Here is a 15,828-nt window from a genome sequence, read left to right as displayed (position 1 = left end):
GGGGACAGCCCTACCGCGGCACTTTCACGTGAAAGTGCCGCGTCAGGTGCGACCCTTGCCGCCGAAGCCGCCGCTGATCCGGCGCAGCACCGCGCGCGGCAGCAGGCCGCCGATCGCGACGACGGCCTTGTACTGCAGGCTCGGCACCGAGATCACCTTGCCGCGGCGCAGGTCCGCGAGCGCCTCGCCGACCACCTGTTCGACACCCAGCCAGGCGATTTTCGGGCCCGGCTTCCCGATGCCGGCCCGCTGGTGGAACTCCGTCGCCGTGAAACCCGGGCAGAGCGCCATCATCCGGACGCCCTTCGGCAGCGACGCGGCGATGCCTTCGGTGAACGACGTGACCCAGTTCTTGCTGGCCGTGTACGTCGAGCCGCGGCCGCTGAAGAACCCCGCGACGCTGCTGACCTGGATGATGTCGCCGTGGCCGCGCTCGATCATGCCGGGCAGCACGGCCCGGGTCAGCCGCAGGACGGCGGTGACGTTGACGTCGAGCTGGCGCTGCAGCGCGTCCGGCGGGATGGTCCAGAAGTCGCCGTTGAGCCCGAACCCGGCGTTGTTGACCAGCAGGTCGACCGGCCCGGCGGCGAGCCGCTCCTCGACCGCCGCCCGGCCGTCCACTTCGGACAGATCGGCGGGGAGCACCTCGACGGCGACCCCGTGCTGTTCCCGCAGCTCAGCGGCGTAGGCCTCCAGCCGCGCGGTGTCGCGCGCGACGAGCACCAGGTCGTACTTCTCGGCGGCGAGCGTGCGCGCGAACTGCGCGCCGATGCCCGCGGTGGCTCCGGTGATCACAGCGGTGGTGGTCATGTGGGTGAACGATACCCACAGGTCAGAGCCTCCGGGTGCACCCGATTCGGCGCCGGGCTATCGTCCGCGCATGGGTAAGCACAGCAGGCGCAAGAGCGGCTACCTGCCCAAGGTCGCCGCGCCCGTGGCCCTCCTGTTCGCGTCTCCCGCGACGGCGTTCGCGTCCCCGGCCGACCTGACCCTGCCCCTCGACCACCGGCACACCACGACGCTCGACAACGACGGCGAAACGCTGTCGGCGAGCCGCCGCGACTTCGTCGGCAAGCAGCTCGGCGACGCCCGGCTCGCGTCCGACCTGACGGAGGCGGTCGCCACGCGGGGCGACCGTGCGGGTGCGGTCGAGCGGGCCCGCCAGGGCGTCTGGCTGGGCCACGGCGTCGACGTCCTGAGCGAGAACGCCGAGCAGCTCGACACGGGGCTGTTCACGGGAGATCTGACAGGCGGGCTCGCCGCCCGCCACTCGTCCGGGCAGGCCGTCGACCTCGGCCGCCTGGGCGCGGTCGGGACGACGTCCGAAGTGCATGCCATCGGCAGCTTCGCGGGCGACCTCGACGTCGGTCAGGCCCACGAGCTCGGCGGTCAGCTCGGACCGGCGTCCGGCCTGGTCAAGACGACGTCGGGGTCCTTCAGCGGCGACCTCGGCGTCGACCACGTGGTCCACGTCCAGGGCGGCGTGACGTCGTTGCGCGGCACGCTGGCCGCCAGTGTGCTCGACCAGCCGGTGCTCGGTTAGTCCTGCGGCTCCGCGGGCGGCGGGATCGGCGTCCCGGCGGCGGGGGTCGGCGGGTTGCCGCCGATGGACGGGATCGGCGCGCTCGCCTGGTGGCGGCCCGCGTCGTAGTCCTCGTCGAACGGGTCGACGATGTCCGCGATCTCGCCGAGGTCGCGCAGCAGCCGCTCGAGCCGCGACGGGCCGGCGGTCGGGACGACGCTGGCGAGCACCCATTCGTTCTCGAGCCACGCCACGCCGACGTCGCCGCCGAGCTGGTCCGCGGCGTCGACGAGTTCCTGGGTGATGACCACGCGGGCGCCGTCGGCGTCGTCCGCGAAGGCGTAGCGCGAGCCGATCGGGCCGAGCATCTCGGGCATGTCGGCGCGCTGGAACGGCACGCTGGACAGCCACATCTCGATGGGGATCCGGTGCTTCTTGTTGCAGCGCACGGCGACGACGACCGCGGGGATCTGGCCTTCGGACTCGATGTCGAAGATGAACACCGGGCGGCGGCCGTCGGAGGTGAAGGTCGACCCCGCGACGACGTTCACGGCGGCGTCCGCGCCGAAGTAGCCGATGGCCCCGCCGGACCACTGCTGCGGCAGCCGTTCGTCCTCTTCGACGAACTGCCAGCCGCGCAACTGGGCCCAGCGCATGCGCTCGCGGTTGCGCGAGCCCTCCTTCGCCCGGTCGGCAGCGAGCAGCCCGAGGCCCGCCACCAGGGCGACGGCCGCGATGACGAACCAGATCCACGCCGGAATACCCACGACGTGCAGGGTATCGCCTGCTACGCCGAAGAGATGATCGCCGGTCCCCGTGTCGCCGGGCCCGTTCGGACCAATTCCCGGCCGCAAGTCGACAAGTCTCTACTGTGGACGCCCGCGGAAAGCCGCGAAGGCCTCCCTCCCGGTCATAAAAGCCGGTAAGGAGGCCTTCACGGACTTCAGACGCGGGTGACCGTCAGCGAGTCACCGGCTTCCAGCTCCGGGATGTCGACGCGCACCGTGTCGCCGTCCCGGATGTCGCCCGACAGCAGCGCCTTCGCCAGCTTGTCGCCGATCGCCGACTGGACCAGCCGCCGCAGCGGGCGGGCGCCGTAGATCGGGTCGAAGCCGTTCAGCGCCAGCCACTCGCGGGCGCCGTCGGTGACGTCCAGGTTCAGCCGGCGCTGGGCCAGCCGCGCGGCCAGCCGCGCCACCTGGATGTCCACAATGGACGTCAGCTGCTCGGTGCCGAGCGAGTGGAACACGACGATGTCGTCGAGCCGGTTGAGGAACTCCGGCTTGAACTGCCGCTGCACCACCTGCAGCACCGCGTCCTTGCGCTGCCGCTCGTCGAGCGACGGGTCGGCGATCGCCTGCGAGCCGAGGTTCGACGTCAGGATCAGGATGGTGTTGCGGAAGTCCACCGTCCGGCCCTGGCCGTCGGTCAGCCGCCCGTCGTCGAGGACCTGCAGCAGCACGTCGAAGACGTCCGGGTGGGCCTTCTCCACCTCGTCGAGCAGCACCACCGAGTACGGGCGCCGCCGGACGGCCTCGGTCAGCTGGCCGCCCTGGTCGTAGCCGACGTACCCCGGCGGGGCCCCGACCAGGCGCGCCACCGAGTGCTTCTCGGCGTACTCGCTCATGTCGATGCGCTGCATCGCGCGCTCGTCGTCGAACAGGAACTCCGCCAGCGCCTTGGCCAGCTCGGTCTTGCCGACGCCGGTCGGGCCGAGGAACAGGAACGAGCCGGTCGGGCGGTCGGGGTCGGCGACGCCGGCCCGGCTGCGGCGCACCGCGTCCGCGACGACCTGCACGGCCTCGGCCTGCCCGATGACCCGCCGGGTCAGCTCCTCCTCCATCCGGAGCAGCTTGCCCGTCTCGCCCTCGAGCAGCCGGCCCGCCGGGATGCCGGTCCACGCGCTCACGACGTCGGCGACGTCGTCCGCGCCGACCTCCTCCTTGAGCATCACGTTCTGCTGGCTGACCTCGCTCGCCGCGGTGGCCGCTTCGAACTCCTTCTCCAGCGCCGGGATCCGGCCGTAGCGCAGCTCGGCGGCCTTGCCCAGGTCACCGTCGCGCTCGGCGCGCTCGGACTCGCCGCGCAGCTGCTCGAGCTGCTCCTTGAGCTCGCGAACCTTCTCGATCGAGCCCTTCTCGTTCTGCCAGCGCGCGGTCAACGCGGTCAGCGTCTCGCGCTTCTCCGCCAGCTCCGCGCGCAACGCGGTGAGCCGGTCCTTCGAGGCTGCGTCGCTCTCCTTCGCGAGCGCCATCTCCTCGATCTCCAGGCGCCGGACAGCGCGCTCGACCTCGTCGATCTCCACCGGCCGCGAGTCGATCTCCATGCGCAGCTTGGACGCGGCCTCGTCGACCAGGTCGATGGCCTTGTCCGGCAGGAAGCGCGCGGTGATGTAGCGGTCGGACAGCGTCGCGGCGGCGACCAGCGCGGCGTCCGTGATGCGGACACCGTGGTGCACCTCGTAGCGCTCCTTCAGCCCGCGCAGAATCGCGATGGTGTCCTCCGGCGACGGCTCGCCGACGAGCACCTGCTGGAAGCGCCGCTCCAGGGCGGCGTCCTTCTCGATGTGCTGGCGGTACTCGTCGAGGGTGGTCGCGCCGACCATCCGCAGCTCGCCGCGGGCGAGCATCGGCTTGATCATGTTGCCCGCGTCCATCGCGCCCTCGCCGGTCGCGCCGGCGCCGACGATGGTGTGCAGCTCGTCGATGAAGGTGATGACCTCGCCCGCGGAGTCGGTGATCTCCTTGAGCACGGCCTTCAGCCGCTCCTCGAACTCGCCGCGGAACTTCGCGCCGGCCACCATCGACCCGAGGTCGAGGGCGACGACGCGCTTGCCGCGCAGCGACTCGGGCACGTCCCCGGCGACGATGCGCTGGGCCAGGCCCTCGACGATGGCCGTCTTGCCGACGCCCGGCTCGCCGATCAGGACCGGGTTGTTCTTCGTGCGCCGCGACAGCACCTGCACGACGCGGCGGATCTCGGTGTCGCGCCCGATGACCGGGTCGAGCTCGCCGCCGCGGGCGCGCTCGGTCAGGTCGACGCCGTACTTCTCCAGCGCCTTGAACGTGCTCTCCGGGTCTTCGCTGGTGATCCGGGCCGAGCCGCGGACCTTGACGAACGCCTCCTGCAGCGCGTCCGGCGTCGCGCCGTGGCGCTTGAGCAGGTCGGCCACCTGGCCGCCCTCGGTGGCGAGCCCGACGAGCAGGTGCTCGGTCGAGACGTACTCGTCGCCCAGCTCGGTGGCCAGCTTCTGCGCGCGGGTCAGCGACTTGACGGCGAAGGTGTCGAACTGCGGGCTCGACACCGTCGCGCCGGTCGCGGACGGCAGCGCCGCGATGAGCGGCTCGAGCTCCTTGTGCACCACCCCCGGGTCGGCCCCGACCGCGGTCAGCAGCGGTGCGGTCAGCCCCTCACCCTGCGCCAGCAGGGCGCCCAGCAGGTGGGCGGCCGACACGTGCGGGTTGCCGGCCATGGTGGCCGCCTGCGCCGCGGACGAGATCGCCTGCTGGGTCTTCGTGGTCGGGTTGAAAGCGTCCATCCCTCACCTCATGCTCGGTACTTCAAAAGTCCAGGTGACAGGCTTGACCGAAGCCCGTCACTACCTCTAACGCACGAAAACTTGAGTCTGTTCCGCTCAACTCTGACCCGGGGCGACCGCGCCCGCCGGCAACCGGGAGCCCAGCATGCCGAGCCCGGCCACGGCGAGGCCGGCGCACGCCCCGACCAGCACCCAGGGTAACCAGTCCGCGACCGAGAACAACGCCACCACGGCGGGCGCGAGGACCTGCGCCACGGTGAACGCGTACTGGTACGCGGCCAGATAACGGCCGCGGGCCACCGGAGGTGCCGCGGCCTCGGCGAGCGCCCCCGAACGCGGGCCGAAGACCAGGTCGCCGGCGGCGAAGACAAGCGTCGAGACCAGCAGGTACGCCACCCGCCAGCCGTCCGGCACGAGCAGCACGCCGAGGGTGACCAGGCACCACGCGGCGAACAGCGCCGAGCCCGCGCGCATCGCCGCGATCCGGGTCAGCCGGGCGGTGAGCCGCAGCGCGAGCGTGCCGCCGACGCTGGTCAGCACGGTCAGCAGGGCGAGGATCGCGCCGGGCAGCCAGGCGGGACCGTGCAGCCGGTCGAGCACGAACACTGGCGTGCCGATGAGGAAGAAGTCGAGGGAGAGCCCGAAGAGCCCGCTGAAGAGGATCAAGGCGAGGTACGGCCGGTCGCGCAGCACCCGGGCCGACCGCTCGCCGGTGTGCTGGTGCGGCCGCGCGAGCCGGACGAACAGGGCGAGGATCGACGCGGCCACGAAGAACGTCACGGCGTCGAGGACGAGCGCGATCCGGTACCCGCCCGGCCCGAGCCAGGTCAGCAGCGCGCCCGCGACGAGCCCGCCGAGGCCGAAGCAACCGGCCCGCACCATCCCCACCTCGGCGAACGGCCGATCCTTCGGGACGTCGCCCGCGACGTCGGCGATGAGGACGAACAGGGAGCTGTAGAAGAGCTGCTGCCCGGTGGCGAGCAGCACCGCGGCGGCCACGACCGGGCCGGCGGCGTCGGCGAACAGGTACGCGCCCGCGCCGGCGGCCTGCAGGAGCTGCGCGCCGATGACGACGGTCCGCGGCCCGACGCGGTCGACGAGCCGGCCGGCCAGCGGCGGCACGACCAGCCCGCCGATGGTGCCGAGCGTGACGGCCGTGCCCGCCATCGCGAGCGGCACCCCGACCACTTGCGTCACGTAGACCAGCGCCAACGGGAGGAACAGACCTGAGCCGAAGTTGTCGATCCCCAGCGCGCACAGCAGTGCGACCCGGCTACGCGTCACCTACCGACGTTAACCCTGTGGCTTGCCGCCAAGTCAGGCCCGAACGGAGACTTTCCGGCGTGCGGAATGCCACTGCCGGTGCTGCTGCGCGAGCACTACGTCACTTGTTCGTGTCAGCCAGGCAGGCGGCACTGCCGAGGGCCCGCCGGAGGTCGGCGTTCATCTCGGCGAGCCGCCCGGTGAGGTCGGTGACGCGCTCGTCGTCCCAGCCGCCGAGCGCCTTTTCCATGAACTCGAGGTAGTTGGCCCGCCAGCGGACGAGCTCGGCCCGGCCCTTCTCGGAGACGCTGACCAGGGAGGCCCGACCGTCTTCGGGCGCGGGACGGCGGTCCACCAGCCCGGCGGCGGACAACTGCGTGATCTGCCTGCTGACCACGGACAGGTCGACGAACCGGCGCTTGGCCAGCTCGGACGGCCTGGCTTCGCCGTTCTTGGCGAGGTCCGACAGCAGCATCGCGGCCGCCGGGTGCAACCCCGGCTCGTCCTGCCAGGCCTGCATGATCCAGGCGTGCTGGAGCTGCGACGCGGTCTTCAGCTCACGCATGAGCTCGACCCGGACGTCGTCGTCGGTGTCGTCGAAGCCCATCTGGCCCCTCCCGCGCTGCTGCACCGGGGCTCCGCCCCGGGCCGGGGGCTCCGCCACCCGGAACCCCCGAAAGCTGTAATACTTGTGCAATACAAGTTTATGACCGGTCGCTTGCGCGAGCAAGGATCGGTCCGGTGAGGTCGCCCACGCCGTCACCGGCCGCAATACACCCGGTCGGAGCAACAATGCGGGCAAAAGGGCGCCCGGCGGTTACCCTGCGGACGGACCGCGCGCGCGGCGCGGACGAGTGACCGAGGTGCAAGCAGTGGCGATGGATCCAGGAGGCGGCCGCAACCCATGACCGCCGACTCGGTCAGCCCGTTCCCCAGGTCTTCGGCCCCGCGTGAAGCCCCCGCGGCCGTCACCGCGATGGTCCGGCTCATCCGGGACAGCTGGGCCAAGTCGGAGCCCTACATCGCCGAAATCTCCCAGTTCTTCTACGGGATGCTCTTCACCCTCGCGCCGACCACCCGCGACTTCTTCCCGATCAACATGGAGATCCAGCGCGGCCGGCTGGTGCGCGCGCTGGTGCACATCGTGCAGATGGTCGACCGGCCCGACGACCTCGCGCCGTTCCTGCGGCAGCTCGGGCGCGACCACCGCAAGTTCGGCGTGGTCCCGCGCCACTACGAAGCCGTCGGCACGGCGCTGCTCGCGTCGCTGAAGAACCACCTCGGCCGGGAGTGGACGCCCGAGGTCGAGCGCGCGTGGGCCGAGGCGTTCACCATCGCCGCGCGGGCCATGCAGGACGCCGCCGCGGCGGACACGAACCCGCCGTCGTGGTCGGCCACCGTCGTCGAACACCGGCGGCTGACCTGGGACCTCGCCCTGGTCCGGCTGGTGCCCGACCAGCCCGTGCCCTACCACCCGGGCCAGTACGTCAGCGTCGAAGTCCCGCAGCGGCCGCGACTGTGGCGCTACCTCTCCCCGGCGAACGCGCCGCGCGAGGACGGCGGCATCGAGTTCCACGTCCGCGCGATCGACGGCGGCTGGGTCTCCCGCGCCATCGTCAGCCACACCCAGCCCGGCGACGTCTGGCGGCTCGGTCCGCCACTCGGCCGGATGACGGTCGACCGCGAAGCGTCACGAGGCGTGCTGATGGTCGCGGGCGGGACGGGCGTCGCGCCGCTGCGGTCGATCCTCGACCACCTCGCGCTGTGGGGCGAGAACCCGAAGACGCATCTCTTCTACGGCGGGCCGGCCCGCGAGGACCTCTACGACCTCGATGAACTGCGCGCGCTCGCGTCGGTCAACCCCTGGCTGACCGTGACGCCGGTGGTGGAGCGCGGCGGCGACGTCCCGGGATTCGAGCAGGGCACGCTGGCCGAGGCGGTCACACGGTACGGCGCCTGGCCTCAGCACGACATCCTCGTCTCCGGCTCGCCGGCGATGATCCGCGCGACGGTGTCGCGCATGCTGGTCGCGGGCAGCGCGCTGGACCAGATCCAGTACGACCCGTTCACGATCGACTAGCACCACAATTGCCGAACACCGGTCCGGCACACAAATCGAACGAACGACGAGAATTGTTACGCGCCTCGCGTAAACCGTCCGGATGATCGTTTTTACGCTGCGCCAGACGGGGTTGACCGCACGTGGCGAAATTGCTCCGTTCGAGCGGGACCGCGCGGAATCACGCGCATCTGCACGGGAATTCGCCTACAGTCGGGAACCCTCGGGGGCGGCACCGCACGGCGACGCCGCACACACGGCACGAAAAAGCCTTTGCACGACTGGAGAATACCGTTCCCGATGAACGCTGAATCACTGAAGGTCTCCCCGTTGCCCCCGACCGTTCCCGTTTCGGCCGTGGAAGGCCGTGAACTGGCCCGGCTTATTCGTGAGAGTTTTGCGGAGATCGAACCGGAAGCCGACGAACTCGCGCAGTACTTCTACGGCGCGTTGTTCGTCATCGCGCCGGATTGCCGCGACCTGTTCCCGGTCACCATGGCGAACCAGCGGAGCCGGTTGCTGCGCGCGTTGGTGTACGTCGTGCAGATGGTCGACCGGCCCGACGACCTGACGACCTTTCTCGGCCAGCTGGGCCGCGACCACCGCAAGTTCGCCGTCGTCGCCCGCCACTACGACGCCGTCGGGGTCGCGCTGCTGGCCGCGTTGAAGCGGTTCCTCAAGCAGAAGTGGACGCACGAGGTCGAGTGCGCTTGGAGGACGGCGTACGGGCTCATCGCCAAGACCATGCGCGAGGCCGCGCAGGCCGAGACCGGGCCGGCGTCGTGGGCGGCGCGGGTGCTCGACCACCGCCGGCTGTCCCGGGACGTCGCGATGGTGCGGGTGCAGACCGAAGGGCTGCTGCCCTACCGGGCCGGCAGCTACGTGAGCGTGGAGGTGCCGCAGCGGCCGCGGATGTGGCGCTACCTCTCGCCGGCGAGCGCGCCGCGCGGCGACGGCCAGCTGACGTTCCACGTGCGCGCGGTGCCCGGCGGCTGGGTCAGCGGCACCATCGTCAACCACACCAAGCCGGGGGACGTCTGGCGGCTCGGGCCGGCGATGGGCGCGCTCAGCGTGCGCCCGACCGCGACGCGGAAGCCGCTGTTGATGATCGCCGGCGGCACCGGGGTCACCCCGTTCGTCTCGATCCTCGACGACCTCGCGCACTGGAAGCACAACCCGCCGGTGCACCTGTTCTTCGGCGGCCGAAGACCGGAGGACCTGTACGCGCTCGACGACCTCCGGCGGCTGACCGCGGTGTCGAAGTGGCTGACGGTCACGCCGGTCACCGAGGAGGGCGCGGTGCCCGGCGGCGACCGCGGCACGCTCGCCCACGCCGTGACGCAGCGCGGCGCGTGGAAAGACCACGACGTCCTCGTCGCCGGCTCGCCCGAGATGATCCGGGCGACGATCGCGAAGCTGCTGACCGCCGGCGTCGAGCTCGAACGCATCCGGTTCGACCCGTTCACCATGGACTGAGCGATCTCGGCGGGCCACGCGGATTCTCGCTATGTTCGCGGATATGGAGATGACTATTCCGGTTTCGGACGGCACGATCGGCGGCTACCTGGCGGAGCCCGCCGGCGCGGGACCGCACCCGGGTGTGGTGCTCATCCACGACGCGTTCGGGCTGAGCCAGGACACGAAGAACATCACCGACCGCTTCGCCGCGGAGGGCTACCTCGCGCTCAGCCCGGACCTGTACTCGCGCGGCGGGATGCGCCGCTGCGTGCGTCGCGTGTTCTCGGACATGTTCGCGAACCAGGGCCGGACGTTCGACGACATCGAGGCGTCGCGCGCGCTCCTGGCCGCCCGGCCGGACTCGTCGGGCCGGATCGGCATCGCCGGGTTCTGCATGGGCGGCGGCTTCGCGCTCGTCGCGGCGTCACGCGGCTTCAAGGCGTCGGCGCCCTACTACGGGCAGCTGCCGAAGAACCTGTCGGTCCTCGACGACGCGTGCCCGATCGTCGCGAGCTTCGGCAAGAAGGACTTCTCGCTGCGCGGCGCGGCGTCGAAGCTCGAGACGGCGCTGACCGAGCGTGGAATCCCGCACGACGTCAAGGAGTACGTCGGCGCGAGCCACGGGTTCGCCAACAAGATCGAGGTCGCGGCGCCGCTGAACCTCCTGCTCAAGGTCGTCGGGTTCACCTACCACCACGAGGCGTCCGAGGACGCGTGGCGCCGGGTGACGGCGTTCTTCGGCGAACACCTGCAGCAACCGGCGCGACCTTCGCACTGAGCCGAGCGGGCTAGCGATCTCGCCGAACGGCTGTAGTTGATTGACCGTTGTGCCCGAATCGACTTATGGTCTAGACCACATCTTCCCCGGATGTGCTCGTTCGTCCTCCCCATGGAACAACGCTGTTCCCCCTCGAGGAGCCGAAATGACCTGGAACAGAAAGCTTTTCGCGGCCGCTGCCGGTGTCCTGCTCGCCCCGGTGCTGGTCGTCGTCCTCCCCGCCACCACCGCGAGCGCCCACGGATACATCTCCGACCCGCCCAGCCGGCAGGCCAACTGCGCGGCCGGGAAGGTCCCGAACTGCGGTCAGATCGTCTACGAACCCCAGAGCGTCGAAGGGCCCAAGGGCCTGCGCAGCTGCAACGCCGGGCTGGGGCAGTTCGCCGAGCTGGCCGACGAGTCGAAGCCGTGGCCGGCCAAGTCGGTCGGCACGACGGTGACGTTCAACTGGGTGTTCACCGCCCGGCACGCCACCGCGAGCTACGAGTACTACATCGGCGGCACGCGCGTCGCGAACATCCCCGGCAACGGCCAGCAGCCACCGGCGACGGTGCAGCACACGGTGAACCTGTCCGGGTATTCGGGCCGGGTGAAGGTGCTGGCGATCTGGAACATCTCCGACACGGCCAACGCGTTCTACAGCTGCGTCGACCTCCAGATCGGCGGCGGCGGCCCCACCACGCCGCCCCCGACCACGACGACCCCGCCCCCGACCACGACCCGCCCGCCGACCACCACGCCGACTACGCCGCCGTCGAACGGTACGTGGGCGGCCGGGACGGCGTACAAGGTCGGTGACGTGGTCACCTACAACGGGGTGAGCTACCGCTGCATCCAGCCGCACACGGCGATCGCGGGCTGGGAGCCGCCGAACACCCCGGCGCTCTGGCAGCGCCAGTGAGGGTATGGCTCGCCGCTGTCGCGCTGCTGCTGACGGGTTGCAGCGCGACGGCGGCTCCACCCGCGTACAACGCGGCCGACGTGATGTTCCTGCAGATGCTGATCCCGCAGAACCAGCAGGGCATCGACATCGTCCGGCTGGCGGTGGACCGCCCGTTGCCGCCGGCGCTGAAGGAGCTGGCGGCGGCGATCGAGTCGACCCAGCAGACGGAGATCGTCGACATGCGGAACTGGCTTCGCGCCTGGTCCCAGCCGGAGACGATGGACCTGAACCCGGGGGCGCACGCGGGTCACGGCGGCATGAAGATGACCTCGCCGGACGTGGTGGGAGCGCTCCGCACGGCCCCGGCGAGCGAGTTCCCGCGCAAGTTCCTCGACGTGCTGACCGGCCAGCAGCAGGGGGCGGTCGAGCTGGCCCAGACGGAGAACTCGGCGAACGGCGGGATCAACGCCCAGGTCCGGGACCTGGCCCGGCGGGTGATCGAGTCGCGGACCGCCGAGGTGAAGCAGCTGCTGAACTTCAAGGTGTGACGTCCCCGCGGCGCGGACCGCGAGCAGCCTCCTGCCCGGCTGCTCGCGGTCGGTCGCGGTTGCGGGCTTGCCCGAGCCCGCTGCCCCGCCACGCCGCCAACTTCGCCCGCCTGCTCGCAGCCGCCACCGTGCCCGACCGCGCTACCGCCCCGCCGCGGTCGCCCCGCACCGGCCGCTTCGCCCCGCGCGGTCGCCCCGCACCCCCGCAGCGCCCCTGCCCCCTCCTTGCGCCGAAATTCGCTTGGCCGCATTCCCGCGCCGCACTAGCCTCGTGATCATGATGTTCTCCTTCGCCGTCTTCGCGAGGTTGCGCAACCGCCGCTAGCGGCGGCGCACTCTTTCCTGCCCGCCGTTCCGGCCATCGCCGGGCGGCCCCTCTTGTGCTGCCCGGCTCCCACCAGAGCTGCGGAGCATCCCTTGAACCCCCTTGCGACCGAACACGCCCACCTGCGCGCGGAAGGCGTCGGCGTCACGCTCGGCTCCCGCCGCGTCCTGCACGACGTGAGCGTCACCGTGTCGGCCCAGTCCCGGCTGGCGATCGTCGGCGAGAACGGGCGCGGCAAGACCACCCTGCTGCACGTCCTCGCCGGGCTGCGGGAACCTGACCACGGCACTGTCCACCGGACGGGCACGGTCGGCGTCGCCCGGCAGGCGCTGCCGTTCCGGTCCGGCGAAACCGTCGGCACGCTGACCACCGAAGCCCTGCGCGAGTCCCACGAAGCGTTGCAAGCGCTCGACGCGGCGGCTCTCGATTTCGACGAAGACCGTTACACCACGGCGCTCGAAGCGGCCACACGCCTCGACGCGTGGGACGCCGAACGCCGCGTCGACGTCGCCCTCGAAGCCCTCGCCGCCTGCACCGACCGGACCCGCGAACTGAGCACGCTTTCGGTCGGGCAGCGCTACCGCGTGCGCCTGGCCTGCCTGCTCGGCGCGCGGCACGACTTCCTGCTGCTCGACGAGCCCGGCAACCACCTCGACGCCGACGGCCTCGCCTTCCTCACTGCCCGCCTGCGCGCGCACGACGGCGGCGTCGCGCTGGTCAGCCACGACCGCGCGCTGCTCGCCGACGTCGCCGCGGAGTACCTCGACCTCGACCCCAGCCAGGACGGCCGCCCGCGCACGTATGCGGGCGGGTACCAGGCCTGGCAGGACGGCCGCCGCCGCGACCGCGAGCGCTGGCTGCAGGAGTTCGAGGAGCAGCAGGACACCCACCGGCAGCTCACGCTCGCGGTGACGCAGGCCCGCGACCGGCTCAGCACGGGCTGGCGGCCGGACAAGGGCACCGGACGCCACCAGCGCCAGTCGCGCGCACCCGGCGTGGTCCAGGCGCTGAACCGGGAACGGGCGGCACTGGAGGCGCACCGCGTGACGGTGCCGGAGCCGCCGTTGTCGTTGCGCTGGCCCGATTTCGGCGCGGGACCTCGCCGGTCTTTGGTCGACGTGCACGAGGTAGCGGTTGCCGGCCGCCTCAGCGGACCGGTCACGTTGACGATCGCCCGCGGCGACCGCCTGCTCGTGACGGGCCCCAACGGCACCGGCAAGTCGACGTTCCTGATGGCCTTGACCGGCGAGCTGGCCCCGACGAGCGGCATGGTCCGGCGGGCTCCCGACGCGCGGATCGCGTTGGTGGGCCAGGAAGTCCCGGCGTGGCCGGAGGAGTCGACGGCTCGCCGGCTGTTCGAGCGCGAGGGGGTTCCGTTCTCGGCGATGGGCCTGCTCGACGCGGAGGCGCTGCGGACGCCGGCGGGCCGGATGTCCCAGGGCCAGCAGCGCCGGTTGGATTTGGCGTTGCGCTTGGCGGGACGCCCGGACTTGCTGGTGTTCGACGAGCCGACCAACCACCTGTCGGCCACGCTGGTCGAGGAGCTGACGGAGGCGTTGCTGACGACCCCGGCCGCGGTGGTGGTGGCAACGCACGACCGCCGGATGCTGGCGGATTTGGCTGCGTGGCCCCGATTGGAGCTCTGAGGGCGCCAGGTGGCAAGGCGCCGATCGGCTGCCGGGCGGCAGGCGCGCCGCCCCGGCCGGACCGCAGACCGCCCGCCACCCAGGGTGGCGCCTTGCCGCAGGCCGGCGCCCGCCAAACCACCCCACGCAAAAGGGCCTCCCCGGTCGCCCGGGGAGGCCCTCTTCGTGCCAGCGGTCAGCGGCGCTTGGGCCGCCAGACCACCAGCGCGGTCTGCTGGTTGAGCGGGACCAGGTCCCGCCGGTAGGACGCGTGCGCCGCCGCCGCGGCCTGTTCCGCCGCCGCGTATGCCGCCGCCAGTTCCTCGGTGATCTCCGAAAGCCGGGCGCGCAGCGCGTCGACCTGGTTCTCCAGCTCGATGATGCGCTTGATGCCGGCCAGGTTCACCCCGTCCTCTTGCGACAGACGTTGCACCTCGCGCAGCAGCGCGATGTCCCGCATCGAGTAGCGCCGCCCGCCGCCGGCCGTGCGGCCCGGCGACACCAGGCCCTGCCGGTCGTACGTGCGCAGCGTCTGCGCGTGCATCCCCGCAAGCTGGGCCGCCACCGAGATGACGAACACCGGCGTCTCTTCGTCGCCCTCCTGCGGAATCCCGCCGAACACCACACTCACCTGCCTTCGAGCAGCTCAGTGATCTCGGGCCGGGGGTCGTGCCCGGCCATCGCCTCGGCGTACGCCTGCAGTGCCTCGCGCGCCTTGTCGTCCAGTTTGGCGGGGATCGCCGCCTGGAGGGTGACGAGCAGGTCACCTTGCGAACCGTCGCGCTTGGCGATGCCCTTGCCGCGCACGCGCAGCACCCGCCCGCTCGCGGTGCCCGGCGGCACCTTGAGCGAGACCTTGCCGTCCAGCGTCGGCACCGTGATCGTGGTGCCGAGCGTCAGCTCGGTGAAGTCCACCGGCACGGTGAGCGTCAGGTCGAGCGACTTCGGCTTGCGGCCGAACAGCGCGTGCGGGGCCACGTGCACCCGGACGTACAGGTCGCCCGCCTGCGCGCCACCCCGGCCCGGCTCGCCCTGGCCCGCCAGCCGGATCCGCTGGTCGTCGTCGACGCCCGGCGGGATCCGGACGGTCAGCGTGCGGGTCCGCGTACTGACGCCCTCGCCGCCGCACTCCGGGCACGGGTCGTCGATGATCTGCCCGCGGCCGCGGCAGTCGCGGCACGGCTCGGAGAAGGCGAACGCGCCCTGGCTGCGGCTGACCAGCCCCGACCCGGAACAGGTCGGGCAGGTCCGCGGCGACGTGCCCGGCTTCGCGCCGTTGCCGCCGCACGTCGAACAGGTCGCCGGGCTCGACAGCCGCAGCGGCAGGGTCGCGCCCTTGACCGCCTCGGTGAAGTCGATCCGCACGTCCGTCTCGACGTCGGCGCCGCGCTGCGGCCGGTTGGCCGTCGCACCCGCCGTCGTCCGGCCGCGGCCGAACAGGCCGCCCAGGATGTCGCCGAGCCCGCCGAAGCCGCCCTGCTGGCCGGCCCCGGCCTGGCCGAAGATGTCGCCCATGTCGAAGCCGCCGGTACCGCCGCCACCGGGGAAGTTGAACCCGCCCCCGCCGCCGAACAGGCGCCGCGCCTCGTCGTACTCCTTGCGCTTGCTCGCGTCGGAGAGCACGCCGTAGGCCTCGGAGACCGCCTTGAACTTCTGCTCCGCCTGCGCGTTGCCGGCGTTCGCGTCCGGGTGGTTCTCCTTGGCCAGCTTGCGGTAGGCCTTCTTGATCTCGTCCGCCGTGGCGTCGGAGGAGACGCCCAGCTCACGGTAGAAGTCCTTACCGATCCATTCCCGTGCGCTCATCGGGCGTCTCCTCCTCCCACTGTGTT

The 15,828-nt window shown here is 71.7% G+C and carries 14 protein-coding genes; 7 read left to right on the top strand and 7 right to left on the bottom strand.

Going from position 1 to position 15,828, the window contains the following annotated elements; all coding sequences use genetic code 11:
• Positions 1–42: 42 nt before the first annotated feature.
• Positions 43–810: an SDR family NAD(P)-dependent oxidoreductase gene (locus ABFJ78_RS03605; protein ID WP_436384181.1), complete on the bottom strand. Its 768-nt coding sequence runs from the start codon at positions 808–810 to the stop codon at positions 43–45.
• Positions 811–880: 70 nt separating this feature from the next.
• Between ABFJ78_RS03605 and ABFJ78_RS03600 the strand changes: the two genes are divergently transcribed.
• Positions 881–1,543 (top strand): hypothetical protein, encoded by a 663-nt coding sequence (locus ABFJ78_RS03600; RefSeq protein WP_436384179.1) that lies wholly within the window; start codon positions 881–883, stop codon positions 1,541–1,543.
• Here ABFJ78_RS03600 and ABFJ78_RS03595 read toward each other — a convergent pair.
• The 4 genes from ABFJ78_RS03595 to ABFJ78_RS03580 form a co-directional block, all read right to left on the bottom strand.
• Entirely contained in the window at positions 1,540–2,289 is a 750-nt protein-coding gene (locus ABFJ78_RS03595; RefSeq protein ID WP_436384178.1) for a hypothetical protein, read from the bottom strand. The genes ABFJ78_RS03600 and ABFJ78_RS03595 overlap by 4 nt on opposite strands.
• A gap of 176 nt (positions 2,290–2,465) precedes the next feature.
• Complete coding sequence (clpB, locus tag ABFJ78_RS03590; protein ID WP_436384177.1) at positions 2,466–5,060, bottom strand: ATP-dependent chaperone ClpB; 2,595 nt, start codon at positions 5,058–5,060, stop codon at positions 2,466–2,468.
• Positions 5,061–5,156: 96 nt separating this feature from the next.
• Positions 5,157–6,344: an MFS transporter gene (locus ABFJ78_RS03585; protein WP_436384176.1), complete on the bottom strand. Its 1,188-nt coding sequence runs from the start codon at positions 6,342–6,344 to the stop codon at positions 5,157–5,159.
• Positions 6,345–6,444: 100 nt separating this feature from the next.
• The gene (locus ABFJ78_RS03580; RefSeq protein WP_436384175.1) at positions 6,445–6,930 is read right to left on the bottom strand and encodes a MarR family winged helix-turn-helix transcriptional regulator; all 486 of its coding nucleotides are present in this window, start codon (positions 6,928–6,930) and stop codon (positions 6,445–6,447) included.
• Positions 6,931–7,227: 297 nt separating this feature from the next.
• On the opposite strand from ABFJ78_RS03580, the gene ABFJ78_RS03575 reads away from it, so the two are divergent.
• From ABFJ78_RS03575 to ABFJ78_RS03550, 6 genes are all read left to right on the top strand, one after another.
• Entirely contained in the window at positions 7,228–8,403 is a 1,176-nt protein-coding gene (locus ABFJ78_RS03575) for a globin domain-containing protein (RefSeq protein WP_436384174.1), read from the top strand.
• Between the two features lie 351 nt (positions 8,404–8,754).
• Positions 8,755–9,858 carry a globin domain-containing protein gene (locus ABFJ78_RS03570; RefSeq protein ID WP_436385373.1) on the top strand — a complete coding sequence of 368 codons (1,104 nt, stop codon included), beginning with the start codon at positions 8,755–8,757 and terminating at the stop codon, positions 9,856–9,858.
• Positions 9,859–9,901: 43 nt separating this feature from the next.
• The gene (locus ABFJ78_RS03565; RefSeq protein WP_436384172.1) at positions 9,902–10,618 is read left to right on the top strand and encodes a dienelactone hydrolase family protein; all 717 of its coding nucleotides are present in this window, start codon (positions 9,902–9,904) and stop codon (positions 10,616–10,618) included.
• Positions 10,619–10,763: 145 nt separating this feature from the next.
• Positions 10,764–11,519 carry a lytic polysaccharide monooxygenase gene (locus ABFJ78_RS03560; protein WP_436384170.1) on the top strand — a complete coding sequence of 252 codons (756 nt, stop codon included), beginning with the start codon at positions 10,764–10,766 and terminating at the stop codon, positions 11,517–11,519.
• Positions 11,516–12,049 (top strand): DUF305 domain-containing protein, encoded by a 534-nt coding sequence (locus ABFJ78_RS03555; protein WP_436384169.1) that lies wholly within the window; start codon positions 11,516–11,518, stop codon positions 12,047–12,049. Before ABFJ78_RS03560 ends, ABFJ78_RS03555 begins: the two co-directional genes overlap by 4 nt.
• 417 nt (positions 12,050–12,466) lie before the next feature.
• Entirely contained in the window at positions 12,467–14,020 is a 1,554-nt protein-coding gene (locus tag ABFJ78_RS03550) for an ATP-binding cassette domain-containing protein (RefSeq protein ID WP_436384168.1), read from the top strand.
• Positions 14,021–14,195: 175 nt separating this feature from the next.
• Here the strand turns inward: ABFJ78_RS03550 and ABFJ78_RS03545 are convergent, their stop codons facing one another.
• Complete coding sequence (locus tag ABFJ78_RS03545) at positions 14,196–14,621, bottom strand: heat shock protein transcriptional repressor HspR (protein ID WP_372667885.1); 426 nt, start codon at positions 14,619–14,621, stop codon at positions 14,196–14,198.
• Between the two features lie 5 nt (positions 14,622–14,626).
• A complete protein-coding gene (gene dnaJ / locus ABFJ78_RS03540) occupies positions 14,627–15,802 on the bottom strand; it encodes a molecular chaperone DnaJ (RefSeq protein ID WP_436384167.1) in 1,176 nt (391 codons plus the stop codon).
• Between the last annotated feature and the right edge of the window lie 26 nt (positions 15,803–15,828).

This window comes from Amycolatopsis sp. MEPSY49 (genome assembly GCF_051337345.1).
Lineage (GTDB): Bacteria > Actinomycetota > Actinomycetes > Mycobacteriales > Pseudonocardiaceae > Amycolatopsis.
The sequence above is the reverse complement of the archived record's forward strand: the minus strand, read 5'-3'. Positions and strand labels throughout refer to the sequence as shown.

Coding starts and splice junctions, on each gene's coding strand:
- ABFJ78_RS03580 (WP_436384175.1), bottom strand. CDS start 6,930: ATGGGCTTCGACGACACCGACGACGACGTCCGGGTCGAGCTCATGCGT.
- ABFJ78_RS03600 (WP_436384179.1), top strand. CDS start 881: ATGGGTAAGCACAGCAGGCGCAAGAGCGGCTACCTGCCCAAGGTCGCC.
- clpB (WP_436384177.1), bottom strand. CDS start 5,060: ATGGACGCTTTCAACCCGACCACGAAGACCCAGCAGGCGATCTCGTCC.
- dnaJ (WP_436384167.1), bottom strand. CDS start 15,802: ATGAGCGCACGGGAATGGATCGGTAAGGACTTCTACCGTGAGCTGGGC.
- ABFJ78_RS03560 (WP_436384170.1), top strand. CDS start 10,764: ATGACCTGGAACAGAAAGCTTTTCGCGGCCGCTGCCGGTGTCCTGCTC.
- ABFJ78_RS03605 (WP_436384181.1), bottom strand. CDS start 810: ATGACCACCACCGCTGTGATCACCGGAGCCACCGCGGGCATCGGCGCG.
- ABFJ78_RS03575 (WP_436384174.1), top strand. CDS start 7,228: ATGACCGCCGACTCGGTCAGCCCGTTCCCCAGGTCTTCGGCCCCGCGT.
- ABFJ78_RS03565 (WP_436384172.1), top strand. CDS start 9,902: ATGGAGATGACTATTCCGGTTTCGGACGGCACGATCGGCGGCTACCTG.